Source organism: Methylomusa anaerophila (assembly GCF_003966895.1).
GTDB classification, from domain to species: domain Bacteria; phylum Bacillota; class Negativicutes; order Sporomusales; family Sporomusaceae; genus Methylomusa; species Methylomusa anaerophila.
Window position 1 is genome coordinate 1455939 of sequence record NZ_AP018449.1, and the last position, 16292, is coordinate 1472230.

Below are 16292 nucleotides of genomic sequence, written 5' to 3' on the forward strand. Positions count from 1 at the left end.
TATACACTCATTCTATATTTGAGTATATAGGAACCTATTCTGCAGAATTTGTAAATTGGCGTCGTCAGGGGACCAATAATTGGACAAACACAGTCGGAGAGTATTGCGAAAAAATAGAAGCCTAGGCGCTAAACCTAGGCTTAAGGTTAGTGTTAGTCTTCCATCATGTGATGGATAGCTTTAGCGCCGATCCAGACCAAGGCACCGACAGCTAGAACTTTAAATAATGTTGAATCCATCATGTCACCCATATCCAACATTTTGGACCTGTGATAACGTGAAGGATAATTGAACATTATACAACACCTCCCCTTGATATTAGTTTTTCCGGCAATCAAAATTATCAATCCCGAGATATATTGGAACTAAATTATTTCCTTTCAGCAAAATGGTTTTTCAAAAAAATGCGAAAACTGCTATTGGTGTTTACAAAAATTAGGAAATGTTTTATAATTAAATTTAAAAGGTATGCTCAAATATATCTATTTCAATTGAATGAGTCTGCACAGAGGCTCTTTTTTGTTTTTCACGTGTGGACTATAGGTGAGTACATACCTATTGATAAGTATTAATAACGGAGGGGATGTGACATGCCAGGGGATCTTAGAGAACAGTGGCCTGTTGGCAAATTAGGGGAAGAAGAGTCCAGGATTCATATTAAGGCAATACAGGATATAGATAATTATGAAGAACATCCGGATGACATTATCGCTATCACCGACGGTTGGCGGCAGGGACCGGTAGCTGCCGTTCTCAGGGGAGGGATAAACGCTAATGCTGTACTTACTGTTTTAGCGCAAGCCGACGTTCCTGAACTTAAAATATTTCACCTGGAAGAGAAAATAGCCGATTTGGAAGATGTGTTTATTTCAACGGTGGTAGGTCCGGCGCACGCTATGTTTGACAGTGTATCTATCAATTGGCGGCGGGAACATTCGGTATATGACCTGATAAAAAATATTGGCAAAGACTATAGTATGTTATTTTTCGGAGCACCATTGGCGCATTCAGAGCTTCTCCCCTTTTACCAAAACCTAAAAGAAAATTTTGACGGCGGCATCACTATCGTCCGGGGGCCGATAGCTGATATCGATTTTGATGAAAGCGACGAAATCTTTAAGTGGGTCAGGGACCGGACTTTTGAAGCGGATGCATTTTCCCTGCCGGCTCTTCTGCGCAGCTATAAGAAAAAGCTTAGTGTTAAAGTTGCCGTTGTGCTGCCAAGTCTCAATGAAGAAAAAACAGTGGGAAATGTTATCAGAACGGTACTGGAAGTGAAAAAAACCGGTGTAATTGATGAAGTAATACTTGTTGATTCCATGTCGACGGATCAAACAGTGGCAATTGCCAGGTCCTTTGACATACCTGTGTATATTCATCAGGAAATAGAACCGGATCGCGGCAGCTATCGGGGCAAAGGCGAGGCTATGTTCAAAAGCGCATTTATTACCGATGCGGATATCATCGCCTGGGTAGATACCGATGTGGAAAACATTGCGCCCCATTTTTTTTACGGACTGCTTGGACCGATACTCGCTTTCCCGGATATTCGCTTTACCAAAGGGTATTTTTCCCGGCCGGTGCGAGTCGAGGCGTCAGGGGTAGAACTTGGCGGCGGCAGGGTAACCGAGATATTGGCCCGTCCCTGGATTAACACATTTTTGCCGATATTATCAGGATATATTCAGCCTCTGGCAGGCACAGTTGCTATTTACCGGGATTTGCTTCTCAAGATGCGGATACCGGTCAATTACGGTGTGGAAATCGCCATGCTGGCCCAGGCAGTGACTTTAGGCGGGTTATGGTCGACTTGTCAGGTCAATTTAGGAGAAGTGGTTCATAAGTCCAAGGATGTCATCGGGCTGAGCGAGATGGCCTTTCAAATTTTACAGATACTGGTCGATATGGAACAGATACCAAATGCGGGAAACAAGGACGTATTGCGGCGGGTATACTCTGCCCACGGAAATTTTGAAATTGGCATCAAACGGTTTACGACTGTATGGCGTCAATACTAGCGTTGCGATATAATAAAAAGAGATGCCGTCTGTAACTAATAAATGTTCTTAATATTTATATTAGTGACTATCTGAAGGAGATTCGTGTCATGGTCACGTTGGAAGCCATACTCGCAGCCAAAGAGGCGCGGCAATCGCGGCAAGCGGTGTTTAGAAAACAACATCCGCAAACGATGGTCAGCATTACTATCAATATGCCGGGTCCGGTCAAAGATACTCCGGTTATCAGACAGTTGGCCGATTACGCCGGACAAGAACTGAAAAAAAAGCTGAACATTATAGCTGACGAACGGATTTATCTTTTCACCGGGCCGGAAATTCTTCTGGCCGTTGCCGAAGATGCACATCACGTCAAACGGATATGCATGAGCCTGGAGGAGCAGCAGTCCTTTGGGCGGCTGCTGGATTTAGACGTATTTTCCGCCGGGGGCGGCCGCTTGTCACGCCAGGATAATGGACAAGCAAGAGGCTGTTTGGTTTGCGGTGATCCGGCTGTTGTTTGCCGGCGGGAAGGCAGACACCAGCTTGCCGGTGTACTTGCTGCCGCCAACAAGCTGCTTGACTTGTTCAGCGCTTATCAGACCAGGTGGATTAGTGAGTCTGCCGGGGAAATAGGAACCGCCGCCGTCGAGGCCATGCTGTTTGAAGTGGCCGCAACTCCGGCACCGGGCCTTGTTGACCGAGTGAACGCCGGTGCGCATACCGACATGGACTTCTTTACATTCATGTCGGGTACGGCTGCTTTGTCCACGACCATGGCCCGTTGCGCCCAGGCGGGATATAATCACACCGGTGAGCTGCCGCAATTGCTGCCGGTGCTTCGTTGTATCGGCAGGGAAGGTGAAGCGGCCATGCGAGCCGCCACCCAGGGAATCAATACTCAGAAAGGACTAGTATTTTCACTGGGAATTACGGCGGCGGCGGCCGGCTGGCTGATACGCCGGCAGGGGCGGGCAAACTCCGGGGAAGTACTTAATACGGTTGCTGCGATTACGGCTGGAATCGTAGCCCGCGAGCTGGCAGGCAAACATGATGGCGAAAAAACCGAACCAACCGCTGGGGAACGGTTATACCTAACCCATGGTATCACCGGGATACGGGGAGAAATGGAACAGGGATTACCTGTCGTACGGCAGTGGGGTCTGCCAACTCTGAAAAAAGCTGTTGCCGCCGGGCTTACGATTAACGATGCGCTGATCGACGCTCTGTTGGCAATCATGACGGTTGTGGAAGACACAACCGTCATGCATCGTTGCGGTCCTGAGAAAATGCACGTTTGGGTCAGGCAAAAAGCAAAGGAAGCGTTAGCTGCCGGTGGCATGGGATCAGCAGCGGGACGGGACATAATTCATAGTCTGGATGCGGAGTTCATTGCCCGCAATGTCAGCCCTGGCGGGGCGGCAGACTTACTTGCGGTTACCTGGTTTTTGTACAGATTGGACACAATGGTATTTGGCTGAGTAGAGCGGGACCGCAAGGTAACAATCGCAATATATGAGCTTATCTGACGTAGTGAAATAAGGGGTGGAGAGAATGCAGTTTAATATTTACCCTGGCAACTTGATAAGTGCCTTATCCATTGCACTTGAATTATCAACCGACGGGCTATCCAGGCACCATTGGCGAACAGCCCTTATTGCGTCCAGGATTGCGGAACGCCTGGGGGTGGATGAACGGCAGCGCCAGATACTGATTTATGCCGCGCTGCTTCATGATATTGGGGCAGTGTCCAATTGGACGGAAAGAAGAATTTTAACTCAGTTCAATCCCGGCAACGAAGTCTACCGCCACGCCGAGGACGGATATCACCTGTTAAAAGATTCAAATCAGTTCGGCATGTTGGCGGAAACCATCCGTTACCATCATGACCGGTGGGATGGTGCGAATCCGTCAGCTCTTGCCGGCAAGGATATACCTTTGACCAGCCGAATTATCAATCTTGCAGACCGGCTGGAAATATCATTGAACGATAAAAGAGACATTTTCGATCAGCGGTCAGTAATTTTGCAGGTGATTAGAGAACACAGCGGGACATTCTTTGATCCGGAACTGGTGAGAGTTCTCCACGAACTTGCGCGACAGGAAAGTTTTTGGCTGGATTTGACCAATCCCCATTATTACCAGAACTTCTTCCGCCAAATTGACGCTTATGGGCGAGTAGCTTTTACAATGGACGATGTGGTGAATATCGCCGAAATATTTGCCACCATAATTGACCGCACCAGCGAATTTACCGGTGTTCACTCCCGCAGTGTGGCAAGGGTGGCCGCCTTTTTAGCCAAGTCCAGAGGTTATAGTGCGGAGGAAATCAAAATGATGCGCATCGCCGGACTATTTCATGACCTGGGAAAACTGGCCATTCCCAACGCGATACTGGAAAAACCGGCAAGACTAACCGATCAGGAGTTTTCCCTCATTAAAAAGCATCCTTACTATACCTATCGAATCCTGGAGCAAATTGACGGCTTTGCCACCATCAGCGACTGGGCGGCCTTTCATCACGAAACCATAGATGGCTCCGGCTACCCCTTTCGGGTATCCGGTTCCTCGTTACGCCTGGGTTCCAGGATTGTCAGCGCCGCCGACGTATTTGTGGCCCTGACGGAAAATCGTCCGTACCGCAAACCACTGCCGCTAATCGAAGTGGAAAAGATTATGCGCAGCATGGTGGACAACCGCAAGCTTGACGGGAGCTGTGTCGCCGACCTGTTTTCCAGCCGGTCTGAGGTTTTGTCGCTTATTGACCAGATTGCCCATGTTGATTATACGGAGCAGGAATAATATGTTTAAGTATATATAAGGTGCAATTGTTGACTTTTATCTATCGGCGCAGTAAAATGATAATGTCCAATTTGCGGTATAGCTCAGCTGGTAGAGCAGCTCATTCGTAATGAGCGGGTTGGAGGTTGTTGATAAGGTAGTATAAGTTAATATAATAAAATTGAAAACGAGGGGGGGCAGTCCCGTCCTCAAACATGCTGGCATAGCTCAGTCGGTAGAGCAGCTGATTCGTAATCAGCAGGTCGGGTGTTCAAGTCACCTTGCCAGCTCCATGAAAAAACCGTGTAGTTTCAATGGATACACGGTTTTTGTTGTCTTATTGTATATCCATTTATCTGGCAAATCTATGTTGTATTATTCGCTTGAGAGATGTATCGTTACTCCTGCGTCTGTGGTGGAGGCTGTTGCTGAAAGTGAGCAAAAGGTAACCGAGGGAACGGCAGAAAAAGAAACAGGGTCTTAAATTACTTCGCTGCGAGGTAATTTATTTTATATGCGGGAGGGCAACACAAATGGAGCATGAAGATAAGATAATTTTATATACGACTGGCAGCGGCAAAGTGACTGTTTCAGTTCGCTTTGAGGATGAAAACTTTTGGATGACACAAAAAGCAATCGCGGATCTCTTTGAGACCACGACTGCCAACATAAATATTCATATTAAAAACATTCTGGATGATGAAGAACTTGATTCAAATTCAACTATTAAGGTGAAAAAGTTTAGTAATAAGGCTTGATCCTTGTGATTGCTCTAACCATAAACAAAAAAGTAATGTCCTATTTTGGATTCTGTTTTGCTTTTAAAGGATTCTCCAAAAATAAACCCCTGCTGACTTTGCAGCAGGGGTTACAAAAATAATAGACGCCAGTAAGAGGTGAGTTTCATGGGGCAAAGAGTCCGAGAAGTTCGGAAAGAATATAAAATAACATTGAGAGAGCTTGGGGAACGGATTGGCAAGTCAAAGCAATGGCTTTCAGAACTGGAACGCGGAATATTAGGCTTACGTATGAAATGGCGGTTAAAATTGCAAAGGTTTTTGGAAAGACACCGGATATATTTTTACCCATTTAGTCCAATAAAATTGGTCAAAAGGACAAGCAATTTAGTTTACCATGTGACGCTAGAAACTTATCAGATATGGAGTGAGTTAATCATGTCCGAACAGCATTTAAGCGATTTTGAGATAGGCTATAATTACGCCCGACAACGGTATGCGGTGGTTAAACATAGATCTTATCGTTTAATTCCAAATGAATTGTTGTGTTAAAAAATTGCAGAATCCGGGTTGTTGACAAAATTGAATTATACTGATAGAATATTATTCTATCCTGTAAAAACGGTAATGCGGAAATAGCTCAGCGGTAGAGCATCGCCTTGCCAAGGCGAGGGTCGCGAGTTCAAATCTCGTTTTCCACTCCATACAGGGGGATATCTAATATTCATTTAAAAACAACTCCAGCTTTCCTTAAAAACGGGAATTTGCGGTACCGTTTGATTTCGGTACTGAGGAAAGTCCAGACTGCCACAGCCTGAGATGGCTGTAATGTTTGTGCCCATCGCAAGATGGGGCGGAACAAAAGTTCTGACGACGGCCAAATCGACTCACGCAGTCGAAAGTAACCATAAAGTGCACAGAGAATGAGTAGGCTGGCGACAGCCTAGTGAAAAGTGGTAAACTCCGCAAGGCAGAAACCCAAATTATGGTAGGGGAACTTCCTATAGGGAATAATGAACCGAAGGGAAGAACGTATTTACACGTTAGACAAATGAATTCCTAAAACAGAAACTGGCTTACGGTTTTTAAGGAAGGCTGTGTATATATAATTTTTGCGAGACTCCGTAGCTCAGCTGGATAGAGCGTTTGACTACGAATCAAAAGGTCGCAGGTTCGAATCCTGCCGGGGTCGCCATAGATATTTCAAAGGTTTTACGATACTTTCGTAAAGCCTTTTTTGTCGTTTTTATAGCAATTTGACAACAACCGTGACAACAACGCGGCCGAATTGCTTTTTGTACATTTTCATTGCAGTGGTGTTTCATGGTCGGTCGGGGCAGCCGGAAAGGAAGAATTGAGCCATAAGGCGAACTTACCAGCGCGATTAACCAGATGTGTAATTGTGTCGAAAGGATGGGGTCCCGAAGAAATGATGCTGAAAACTGTGTACGGTCCGCCGCCGAAGGACGAGGAACGGATTGAGGATTGTGAGTTTACGAAGAAAGTGCTATACAAGAGGAAAAGATTACGAAAGAAATACCTGACAAACAGCAGTCGTAAAATGGCATTGGTGATTCAGAAACTACCGGATAATTTGTGATTTAAAAACAGCGTGTCAAGCGGCACGCTGTTTTTGTTGAAAAATTATTTTAAAAATCGGTTTTAGGTGAAATATATTTGTTTTGTTCGAGTTCTCTGGTTAAAAATCCGATTTTTTCCAAAGCGCGCTGGTACGCATCGCTGCCTAAAAACAACCGCACTGGAGGGTTGGGGGATTCAACCAGTTCGATGAACACATCGGCTGCTTTATCCGGGTCTCCGAGCTGTTTGCCGTCAAACGATACGAAACGATTGCATGCTTCATGAACGTCTTTATAATCGTCAATCTTATTTGCTGCGAGAACGAGAGAATCCTTTTTGTTAAATTGAGTTCTAAATCCACCGGGTGCTACTACGGTTACTTTAATTCCCAGAGATTTTACGTCATCGGCGAGTACTTCCGATAATCCCATAATGGAATATTTGGTTGCGGCATATATACTCCAGCCTGTATGCGGGGCAAAGCCGGCAATGGAAGAAATATTGATGATATGGCCTGATTTTTGCTTCCGCATAACGGGTAACACACTCTGGATTACGTGGATCGGACCAAATACGTTTACATTAAAGCTGGAGAGTATCTCACTATCCGATAACTCTTCTACTGCACCGCCAATTCCATAACCGGCATTATTCAGTACAACATCAACAGTTCCAAAAGTTTGCTGTGTTTCATTTATGGATTGGGTAATAGACTGGTGACTGGTAAGATCAACCTGCAGCGGTAAAAATTGATCTTTGGCCACATCTCCGACCGCCTGTTTTAGTTCTTCCAAATTGCGTGATGTTGCGGCAACTTTATAGCCATTCGTGATTAGTTTTTTTACCAGGGCAAGTCCTAACCCTTTTGATGCTCCGGTGACATACCATACTTTTTTACTTTCCATCTGTATCAGCTCCAGTTCATAGAATTAATAAACATCAGATTGGTACTTGTGTGAGCAGTCTGTTTTGTAATCATGGCTGAGACTTCTCACGGTACAATACCATTCCCGCATGGTATAGAATTCCGTCCCGGAATTCACCATCGGCGCTAAAGCCAGTATCATCCACATAATCAATGTGATTACCCTTGATCGTGTAGCTGCCGGTATAGGCGCTTTTTTTAGTGCCACGGGCTTCATCGTAGCGGCCGTTAGGCAGAAGTTCCTGACGAACGGAACCGTCTTTGGTAACCCACATTCCAATATACGATGGCTGGGTGTTTGCTTGTTTTTCCATTTTTCCCACTTCCCCTATATTAGAGTTACTTCCGGTAGATTTCATAGTGCTTTCTGAAGATGCTTGTGATGGCTTATCTACTGAGCAGCCCTGTAAAACGAAAAAGCACAATAACAAACTGGTAAATAATAAGAAAAACCTGATTTTTTCATAAATGTTTTTTATCACACCTTGCTGTCCTCCCTTGTTTGATAGTAGTTGTTACAACGTCATTATGCATCAAAAGTCATGACAGGAGGTAATCCGATTTTAGAAAATGATTGCCTGATTCTCCAAACGATATTAAAATATAAATAATTATTTGGGTAACGGCGGGGGAAATGTTGTGAAAAAAGAAGTACAGAACGATATTGTGATAATGCAGCAACAAAAAGAACTGGCGCAGCTTATAGAAGCTTTTACCGGGGAAGACGGGATGCATCCTACAGCGATTCCGGCATTACGTTTGCTGCGGGCTTCACAAAAATCACAGCCGATATATTCTGTTCACACCCCGGTTCTGTGTATTGTGGCCCAGGGAAGAAAACTGGTGGTGCTGGCTCAGGAAAGTTATTACTATGATCCTTCCCAGTATCTTGTCATTTCGGTGGATCTGCCAATTTCAGGGCAGGTTCTGGAAGCAAGTCCGCAATGTCCTCACCTATGTATGCTTTTGGATTTTCATCCGGATCAGATTTTTGACATTCTGAAAGAAGCGGACCCGTCATGGCGCAAAAAAGGCGACTCAAAAAGAGGGCTTTTTGTCAGTAATTCGAATGCTTCACTTCTGGATGCCGCATTACGACTTCTCCGGCTCCTGGACACACCCAGTGATATTCCCATCCTGGCTCCCTTAATCATTCGGGAAATTCTGTATAGAATTCTGCAAGGCGAGCAGGGAGACACTGTGAAACAAATAGCGATAGTGAGTAGTCATGTATACTATATCGCGGAAGTCATTCGCTTGATAAAACAGGATTTTGCCAAGCCTCTGGAGATTGACAAGCTGGCCTTATCCGTAAATATGGGAATATCATCACTATATCAGCATTTTAAAACGGTCACGGCAATGAGCCCTTTGCAATTTCAAAAGCAGTTGCGGCTTCATGAGGCCCGGCGCCTGCTGCTGACGGGAGTAGCGGATGCGGCAAATGCCGGATTTCAGGTTGGTTATGAGAGTCCGTCCCAGTTTAGCCGCGAATATGCACGCATGTTTGGTTTGCCTCCCATCAGTGATATGAAACGTTTGCGCGATTTAGGGTGAAATACAAAATGTTTTAGTGATACCTTCATTCAGTAAGGCTGGAGAATTAGACAATTATTTTCCAAAATAAGATTACCGCTCCTGACTAATTTTCATGCATAATTGCATTGAGTTAATTAAGTTAGGGGATGAGGGTATTTATGCCGCAGCTTTCTCGGTCTAAAACTACTTTATATTTGACATTTTTAGTGTTCGTTTGGGGCATTAACTGGCCGTTAAGCAAATATGCACTGAATTATATCTCGCCGCTATTATTTGCAGGGTTGCGTACCTTATTCGGGGGTCTAATATTACTTGGCTTTGCCCTAAGAAGGCTGGAGTTACTCCGGCTGAAAAAAACCTGGAGGATGTATCTTATCTCATCGTTTTTGAATATTATTCTGTTTTATGGTCTTCAAACTGTTGGATTGCAATATATGCCTGCCGGGTTATTTTCAGCGATTGTATTTCTTCAGCCTGTGTTGCTCGGAGTGCTTTCCTGGTTGTGGCTGGGAGAAGCCATGTATTTTTTGAAAGCGGTGGGATTAGTGCTGGGCTTTGTGGGCGTTGCTTTTATCAGCAGCGGAGGGCTGAGCGGGGATATTTCTTTGCACGGCATATTGTTTGCTATTGGCACAGCTGCCAGTTGGGCGTTGGGAACTGTATATATTAAAAAAATTGCAATGGATGTGGATATCCTCTGGCTGACTGCCGCACAGCTTACGACCGGCGGACTGATTATGCTAATTTGCGGATTCCTGTTTGAAGATTGGTCCGGCGTCATTTGGAACCGAATATTTATTTATGATATCGCGTTTATCTCTATTTTCGTTATTGCTCTGGGCTGGTTGGTTTACTTTGTTTTGATTAACACTGGGGAAGCAAGTAAAATAGCATCTTACACGTTTCTTATACCGTTGGTTTCTGTCAGTAGTAGCGTTCTTTTTCTTGATGAGCGAGTGAGTATCAATTTAGCAGCAGGATTATTGCTAATCGTATTGAGTATTGTGCTAGTGAATTATAAAAAAGTATCCGGCGTGTAGTGCGGAGAAAGCACAGTCGGTAGCGTTAAGTTTATATCATCATAGGTTTGGCGGTAATAGGTGATCTTTCACTTAAACGGGAAATTTTCCGCTCCAGACCGTCGACTAAAAGGCACTTTACGCGAAACGTAAAGTGCCTTTTAGTCGACGGTTGTAATATTTATTTAGATAACTATACCTAGTTGGAATACATACTGGTAAGAATAAGCGTTTAATTATATGTTGCTTTGCCAGGTTACCTGTAGTGGTGCTCTGTCTACCAGGCGTTTATGCCGATGTTGGGGGTAGCCTACCATTAGCGCACCGGCGACGCACATGTTACGCGAATTCATAAGTTGAGTAAGCGTTTTCATAAAGCTTTTAGAGATCCAAATTTGGATGAAGTCTATTGTTTACACCAAGTTAAGGTTGAAATGATTGATTTTGCCTATGCGTCTTATCGAAGGATGCTTGAAAGATCCACATTACGTGTTACCAGTATAACGGATATACTACGTGAGAAAGAGCAACTTGTCGTACTAGAAAATATCTTAGACGAGTGCAGTGTCCACGGCGAGTTAAATGACTTTTTTGGTCACAGTTGGTCGGTACTGGGGCTTGACAAGATGCGTGCAAATATGGAACAAAATTTTACTTTGAAAGTTGCTAGATTGTCAGAGATACGTGGTTTCAAGATCCAACGGTTTGGCTGGATACTATCTATTCTTTTTGGTTTATCAGGAGCTGTAAACTTAGCACAAAATTTCATAGCAATTTTACAACAACGCAGAAGACGCTTGGTACCGTCAGTCTTGACATTTTTGAACGCCGGGTATTCTGTGAGTGTAGATATTGAGAGCAGTTTCAGTGGTGTCTGCTCCGCCTGCAGGTATTCCAAAGAGCGCCATTTTCTGCGATGGCAACAAAACCGGCAGTTGGAAATTATAAAAAATATTGGGAAAGCGTGTAATACAGACAAGACTCCAACGTATTACCTTTATGATAAGTAGTAAAGCGAAAAGATAATTGACGGAGTTTAGTCCTACGAAAGGCGGTGGTTACCATTTATATGGCGCCATGCGCAACAATATCCTGGATGAGTTAATCGCCGATTACATAGGCATCGTGGCGGCGGGACACTATGAGGCCGGCTGGTTTTTACGTTTTACCGGACTGGAGAATTATCCGCTCTACCGGGACGGCGGCCGGCTGGAAATTTACCGGGGCAATCCGTCGCTTTCCGACGAAGCTTTCCGTGTTTTGCAGACTCTTGTGAAAAGAGCGGCGGAAAATCTGGCGCGATTTGACCGGGAAAACAGAATGCATTTGCACAAGCCGGCCGGGCAAACGGCGCTGCTGGCGGCGCTGACCCGCCTGACACTGGAGGAACTGGCCGGTGAAGAGGCTGGGATTTATCTGGCGCGGTCTTTAAGGCTTAAAAAAAATTTCTAAAATTGTGTGTATCGTGGTGTAATGAAAATGCGTTTGGCACGTATTAACAAATAGTTAGACAAAGAGGACGAGCTTTTTATTATAAGTATTTTGCGGAATATACCCCCATGAGGAGATGGTTGTGGTGAAACCTTCCATATACAATTTTATCTGGCCGGCAGAACAACAGGACAAAGTAATTGTTTTTAACAGCATGACTACCGCCTTGATCGAACTGGACAAGGACTGCGCGGCAGTCTTGAATAAACCCGGCTTTGCCCTTGAAGAATTGTCTTTTGGTGACAGGCTGCTTGTCGCAGGCTTGAAAGAAGGCGGCTTCGTGCTGGATGATGAAATCGACGAATTGCAAGTTCTGAAGTTCAATTATAACCGGCAAAAATATGACCCTGGCAGGATGGGCCTTACCATTGCCCCGACTATGCTGTGCAATTTTGCCTGCACCTATTGCTTCGAGCAACCCGGTGAGGGCGACAGGCGTGACGGCGGCCATAGTATAATGCCTGAACCGGTCCGGCAGGAGTTAGTTGACTTTGTCGCCAGGGCTGCCAAGAATTTAAAAAGCCTACAGGTCATATGGTACGGAGGCGAACCACTTTTAGCCCAGGATGTTATTGTTGAGCTGTCGGAAAAATTTATTAGCCTGGCTGCCGAAAATAACATTGCTTACTCGGCTTATATGGTTACGAACGGGTATCTGGCTGACGAAAATCGCTGGACCGTTCAAAAGTTAAAAGAAAACAGAATCAGCACTATCCAGGTCACTCTGGATGGTCCGCCGGAGGTCCACAACCGGAGGCGGATGCTTAAGTCCGGCCGGGGTTCCACCTTCGAGCGAATCCTGAACAACATTAAATTGCTTTTAAGCCAGGGGCTGGCAGTTCACCTGCGCATCAACGTGGACCGGTCCAATATGGAAAACGCGGAGGAACTGCTCGATATCCTGGAAGCAGAAAACTTAAAGGATATCCAGAATATATATCTCGGACAAGTTCATGCGGACACGGCAGGCTGCAAGTCTGTGGAAAGCTCATGCGCCACCACGGAAGAATTTACCCGTTTTAGCTGCGCCTTTCACAGGACTCTGGCCCACAGGGGCTTTAAGGCGGGCCGCTATCCCCGTTCCGCGGTCAGCTGTTCGGCCAATTATCTGAACGCCTTTGTAATCGACCCGGACGGTGATATGTATAAGTGCTGGCATGAAGTCGGCAATAAGCCGCTTGCTGTCGGCAATATCGCCGGATTTGACAAACCCCGGGACAGACAGCAGCGCATGCGGGAAATCCGCTGGCTGACCTGGGAGCCCTTTGCCTATGCCGGCTGCCTTTCCTGCAAGCTGGTGCCTGTCTGTATGGGCGGATGCAGCTATCGGGCGATGCATGCCGGTGACAACCAACCGGATTGTTTGGAGTGGAAGTACGGCCTGGAGGATTATATCAAATTGCGCTGCCGCCCGACAGAAATGAACCAATAATCCGACTAAAAAATTTATATAAAAAATGTTGGCTCCAATCGTTTATATAGAAAGGAGGTGAGTACAAATGAGTCAGGAAAATCAAAATGCTTTATTTGAGAAAATTGTTAAGAAAGCCTGGGAAAACGATAATTTCAAAAAGTCATTGATAGCTGATCCTAAAGCAGCTATAGAGGCCGAATTCGGCGTCAAGGTTCCTGCCGGTATTGAACTCAAAGTTGTTGAACAAACGGCTAAACTGAGGTATATCGTTATGCCCGAGAAGGCAGGAACGCTCTCGGAAGAGCAGCTTGATAACGTAGCAGGCGGTGGATGCACTGGATACTTCTGCCCGATCTACTGGTAACAACGTATTATTATGCTCCAGGTTAAATTAAATCAGGCCTATCTGAGACACTAAAAGTGTTCAGACGTGGTGGTTCTTTCCTTTATCAAGGGGTTATCGATTTTTAGGGCGGTAACCTCTTGATATTCTTGCATGCGCAATGACAGCTTTGGCAAGGCTGCCGGCGGGGAAAGCGGTTATATTGCGCTTTGATCCGGTTAGGAGGACGCCGGATTGGAGCATTTTAAGGGCTATACGCTTGATTGCTCCTATAGGCTGTGTGGGCAGGGGGGAGTGCGATGCAGAAACAATACGTTTATGCGTTTTTTGGCAGCGCCATTGTCCTGATTGGGTTACTGGCGGGGTACGGCATCTACGTCAATGCCACCAGCAGCGCCCATGTGGCGAAAATGGCGGCTGCCCAGTATGTCCGGGTGCGCAGCGCGCCGGCTCTAATCCGGGAAATTGCGCCGGCGGTCTATTTTTCGGTCGTAAATATCTATTCTCCGAACATGCTGGACGTGCATTTTGAGCTGGACGGCATGTTGACTAAAGTCTTTGTCAAGCCGGGCGACCGGGTGCGGGCCGGCCAATTGCTGGGCGAAATCGTCAATACGGAACTGCCGTCGCAACTGTTGCAGGCGGAAGGGAAAATTCATTCCAGCGAAGCCACTGTTGTAAAATGGGAGAATACCTTACGGCGGTATCAGGCCCTGGCGACTCAGAATGCAATTTCCCAGCAGCAACTGGATGAGGCGTCTACCAGCCTGAAAGCGGCCGGAGGAGAACTTACCTCAGCCCGGGCGTACCATGGAGAACTGATTACCCGGCTGGGGAAGCAGCAGATCGTGGCGCCCTGTGACGGCGATATCCTGCAGGTGTATCAAGGGCCGGGGGCGGTAGTGCGCAGCGGGGGCTCACTGGTAATGATCGGTGAACTGGCATCTTTGTATTTTCGCAACGATGTTGCCGGTGATATTCTGGAACAATTGCAGCCGCTGACAGGGCGCTTCAAGCTGGCGGTGCATCGAGGCGATGTTATGGAGAAGGCTTACTCTTCCTCGCTCAAGGACGGAGGAACTACCGGCGGAACAGATGCTTTTGACCTGCAGATTACAGGAGTGTCACCCCCGCCGGAGACGCCGGCCCGATACCGTACCGTGGAGTACCGAATTAATAATTCCGCCGGTTTGCTGGAACCGGGCACTTATTATCAGGTCAGGATTTACAGCACAGAAAAACGGCAGGTATTGTGCGTGCCCCAAGATGCCGTCATGGGTGGCGCGGCGCCCTTTGTGTTCGTAGTCGGGCCGGACAGCCGTCTGGAACAGCGGCCGGTCAGGACCGGGATACAGGATGACGAATATGTGGAAGTGCAATCTGGTTTATCAGAAAATGAAGTGGTTGTGGTGGCCGGGAAGTATGCCGAGTTCGTGCCGGGCATGAAAGTACAGGCCATTCAGGCGCCGTAAGCGAGAAGGGGCTGGAGCGATGCAAAAAGAGCAAAGTCAGGGATTATTCCGGCAGGAAGCGCTGGAGAAGCTGCGCTCGCCGGATCAACTGGATAAATTGTTTGCGCCGGCTACACCCGTGGCCTGGATTGCCCTGGCCACCATGCTGCTGCTGGTATTTTCCGCGCTGGTGTGGTCGGTTTTCGGCGTGATGGCCACCAAAGTGAACGGGACCGGTATGATCATTGATGCCGACGGTTTGGTCAATATCAGTTCAGCGACCAGTGGACGGCTGGCTGAAATACGGGTGAAGGTCGGTGACCGGATACAGCGCGGGCAGGTTGTGGCCACAGTGGAGCAGCCGGACCTGGAAGCGCAGATTGCCCGGATCAACCGGGAACTGAATACCGCCATGTCCCGTGAAGATATGGCGAACATGGTGGCCAACCTGAATGAACTGCAGGACAAACTGGAGCGAAACAGCCGGGTGATCAGCCCGGTGGAAGGGATTGTCGCCGACTGGGTGGCAAGCGGGGTAGGTGACATTTTGGCGCCCGGTACGCCGCTCTTGAACGTGCGCATCGACGAAGAGGCCCGGGGTGAAATCAAGGTCTTGCTGTATGTGCCGGTGCTGGAGGGCAAAAAAATCCGGCCGGGAATGACGGTACAGATCGCGCCCGGTTCGGTGGACGCCACGGAATACGGCACTCTGGTTGGACAGGTGCACAGTGTATCGAATTATCCCCTCCAGGCCGACAGCATGACCAACTGGACAGGCAACAAGGACCTGACCACCTGGATTCTACGGCAAACCGGCGGCGCGGCTATGGAGGTCCAGGTTGACTTGATCAAGGACAATGACACGGCGACCGGCTATCTGTGGTCGTCCATTCATGGCGCGCCGGAGAAAATTACAGCGGGGACGGCTTGTACGGGCAGTATTGTGGTGAAGCGGCAGGCACCGATTACCAAGGCTTTTCTAAAATTGAACCAGTGGCTGCGGAGTGATTGACC

General features: G+C 46.9%; 17 protein-coding genes, 3 tRNA genes and 1 other RNA gene. 18 read left to right on the top strand and 3 right to left on the bottom strand.

Annotation, left to right across the window (positions count from 1 at the left end; translation table 11 throughout):
- Nucleotides 1-152 precede the first annotated feature (152 nt).
- Nucleotides 153-296, bottom strand: coding sequence for a hypothetical protein (locus tag MAMMFC1_RS21360; protein WP_158618668.1), 144 nt, complete (start codon nucleotides 294-296; stop codon nucleotides 153-155).
- A 294-nt stretch (nucleotides 297-590) separates the two neighbouring features.
- Between MAMMFC1_RS21360 and MAMMFC1_RS06360 the strand changes: the two genes are divergently transcribed.
- The 10 genes from MAMMFC1_RS06360 (at nucleotide 591) to MAMMFC1_RS21365 (ending at nucleotide 7115) form a co-directional block, all read left to right on the top strand.
- Nucleotides 591-2018, top strand: a complete 1428-nt coding sequence (locus MAMMFC1_RS06360) for a glycosyltransferase (protein WP_126307463.1) — start codon at nucleotides 591-593, stop codon at nucleotides 2016-2018.
- An 89-nt stretch (nucleotides 2019-2107) separates the two neighbouring features.
- Entirely contained in the window at nucleotides 2108-3478 is a 1371-nt protein-coding gene (gene citG / locus MAMMFC1_RS06365; protein WP_126307465.1) for a triphosphoribosyl-dephospho-CoA synthase CitG, read from the top strand.
- A 73-nt stretch (nucleotides 3479-3551) separates the two neighbouring features.
- Entirely contained in the window at nucleotides 3552-4799 is a 1248-nt protein-coding gene (locus MAMMFC1_RS06370; RefSeq protein ID WP_126307467.1) for an HD domain-containing phosphohydrolase, read from the top strand.
- Between the two features lie 196 nt (nucleotides 4800-4995).
- Nucleotides 4996-5071, top strand: a tRNA-Thr gene (locus MAMMFC1_RS06375).
- 240 nt (nucleotides 5072-5311) lie between these two features.
- A complete protein-coding gene (locus MAMMFC1_RS06380; protein WP_126307469.1) occupies nucleotides 5312-5536 on the top strand; it encodes a death-on-curing protein in 225 nt (74 codons plus the stop codon).
- 147 nt (nucleotides 5537-5683) lie between these two features.
- Nucleotides 5684-6067, top strand: a complete 384-nt coding sequence (locus tag MAMMFC1_RS06385; RefSeq protein ID WP_126307471.1) for a helix-turn-helix domain-containing protein — start codon at nucleotides 5684-5686, stop codon at nucleotides 6065-6067.
- 77 nt (nucleotides 6068-6144) lie between these two features.
- A tRNA-Gly gene (locus tag MAMMFC1_RS06390) sits at nucleotides 6145-6219 on the top strand.
- A gap of 48 nt (nucleotides 6220-6267) precedes the next feature.
- Nucleotides 6268-6599: RNase P RNA component class B (gene rnpB / locus MAMMFC1_RS06395), an RNA gene on the top strand.
- 34 nt (nucleotides 6600-6633) lie between these two features.
- Nucleotides 6634-6710, top strand: a tRNA-Arg gene (locus MAMMFC1_RS06400).
- 207 nt (nucleotides 6711-6917) lie between these two features.
- Entirely contained in the window at nucleotides 6918-7115 is a 198-nt protein-coding gene (locus MAMMFC1_RS21365) for a hypothetical protein (RefSeq protein ID WP_158618669.1), read from the top strand.
- Nucleotides 7116-7164: 49 nt separating this feature from the next.
- On the opposite strand, the gene MAMMFC1_RS06405 is transcribed toward MAMMFC1_RS21365, so the two are convergent.
- Both MAMMFC1_RS06405 and MAMMFC1_RS06410 read right to left on the bottom strand, forming a co-directional pair.
- Nucleotides 7165-8001 carry an SDR family oxidoreductase gene (locus MAMMFC1_RS06405; protein WP_126307473.1) on the bottom strand — a complete coding sequence of 279 codons (837 nt, stop codon included), beginning with the start codon at nucleotides 7999-8001 and terminating at the stop codon, nucleotides 7165-7167.
- 70 nt (nucleotides 8002-8071) lie between these two features.
- Nucleotides 8072-8335 carry an Atu4866 domain-containing protein gene (locus tag MAMMFC1_RS06410; protein WP_126307475.1) on the bottom strand — a complete coding sequence of 88 codons (264 nt, stop codon included), beginning with the start codon at nucleotides 8333-8335 and terminating at the stop codon, nucleotides 8072-8074.
- A 325-nt stretch (nucleotides 8336-8660) separates the two neighbouring features.
- Here MAMMFC1_RS06410 and MAMMFC1_RS06415 point away from each other — a divergent pair, with 325 nt between their 5' ends.
- From MAMMFC1_RS06415 to MAMMFC1_RS06455, 8 genes are all read left to right on the top strand, one after another.
- Complete coding sequence (locus MAMMFC1_RS06415; protein ID WP_232035704.1) at nucleotides 8661-9578, top strand: AraC family transcriptional regulator; 918 nt, start codon at nucleotides 8661-8663, stop codon at nucleotides 9576-9578.
- A 140-nt stretch (nucleotides 9579-9718) separates the two neighbouring features.
- Nucleotides 9719-10600, top strand: coding sequence for a DMT family transporter (locus tag MAMMFC1_RS06420; protein ID WP_126307476.1), 882 nt, complete (start codon nucleotides 9719-9721; stop codon nucleotides 10598-10600).
- Nucleotides 10601-10935: 335 nt separating this feature from the next.
- Nucleotides 10936-11589: a hypothetical protein gene (locus MAMMFC1_RS06430; RefSeq protein ID WP_145987616.1), complete on the top strand. Its 654-nt coding sequence runs from the start codon at nucleotides 10936-10938 to the stop codon at nucleotides 11587-11589.
- Nucleotides 11590-11605: 16 nt separating this feature from the next.
- Complete coding sequence (locus tag MAMMFC1_RS06435; RefSeq protein ID WP_408631231.1) at nucleotides 11606-12031, top strand: DUF7005 family protein; 426 nt, start codon at nucleotides 11606-11608, stop codon at nucleotides 12029-12031.
- A gap of 124 nt (nucleotides 12032-12155) precedes the next feature.
- Nucleotides 12156-13502 (top strand): radical SAM/SPASM domain-containing protein, encoded by a 1347-nt coding sequence (locus MAMMFC1_RS06440; RefSeq protein ID WP_197723929.1) that lies wholly within the window; start codon nucleotides 12156-12158, stop codon nucleotides 13500-13502.
- A gap of 67 nt (nucleotides 13503-13569) precedes the next feature.
- Entirely contained in the window at nucleotides 13570-13848 is a 279-nt protein-coding gene (locus MAMMFC1_RS06445) for an NHLP leader peptide family RiPP precursor (RefSeq protein WP_126307479.1), read from the top strand.
- Between the two features lie 278 nt (nucleotides 13849-14126).
- Complete coding sequence (locus MAMMFC1_RS06450) at nucleotides 14127-15299, top strand: efflux RND transporter periplasmic adaptor subunit (RefSeq protein ID WP_126307480.1); 1173 nt, start codon at nucleotides 14127-14129, stop codon at nucleotides 15297-15299.
- Nucleotides 15300-15318: 19 nt separating this feature from the next.
- Complete coding sequence (locus tag MAMMFC1_RS06455; RefSeq protein WP_126307482.1) at nucleotides 15319-16290, top strand: NHLP bacteriocin system secretion protein; 972 nt, start codon at nucleotides 15319-15321, stop codon at nucleotides 16288-16290.
- Nucleotides 16291-16292 lie beyond the last annotated feature (2 nt).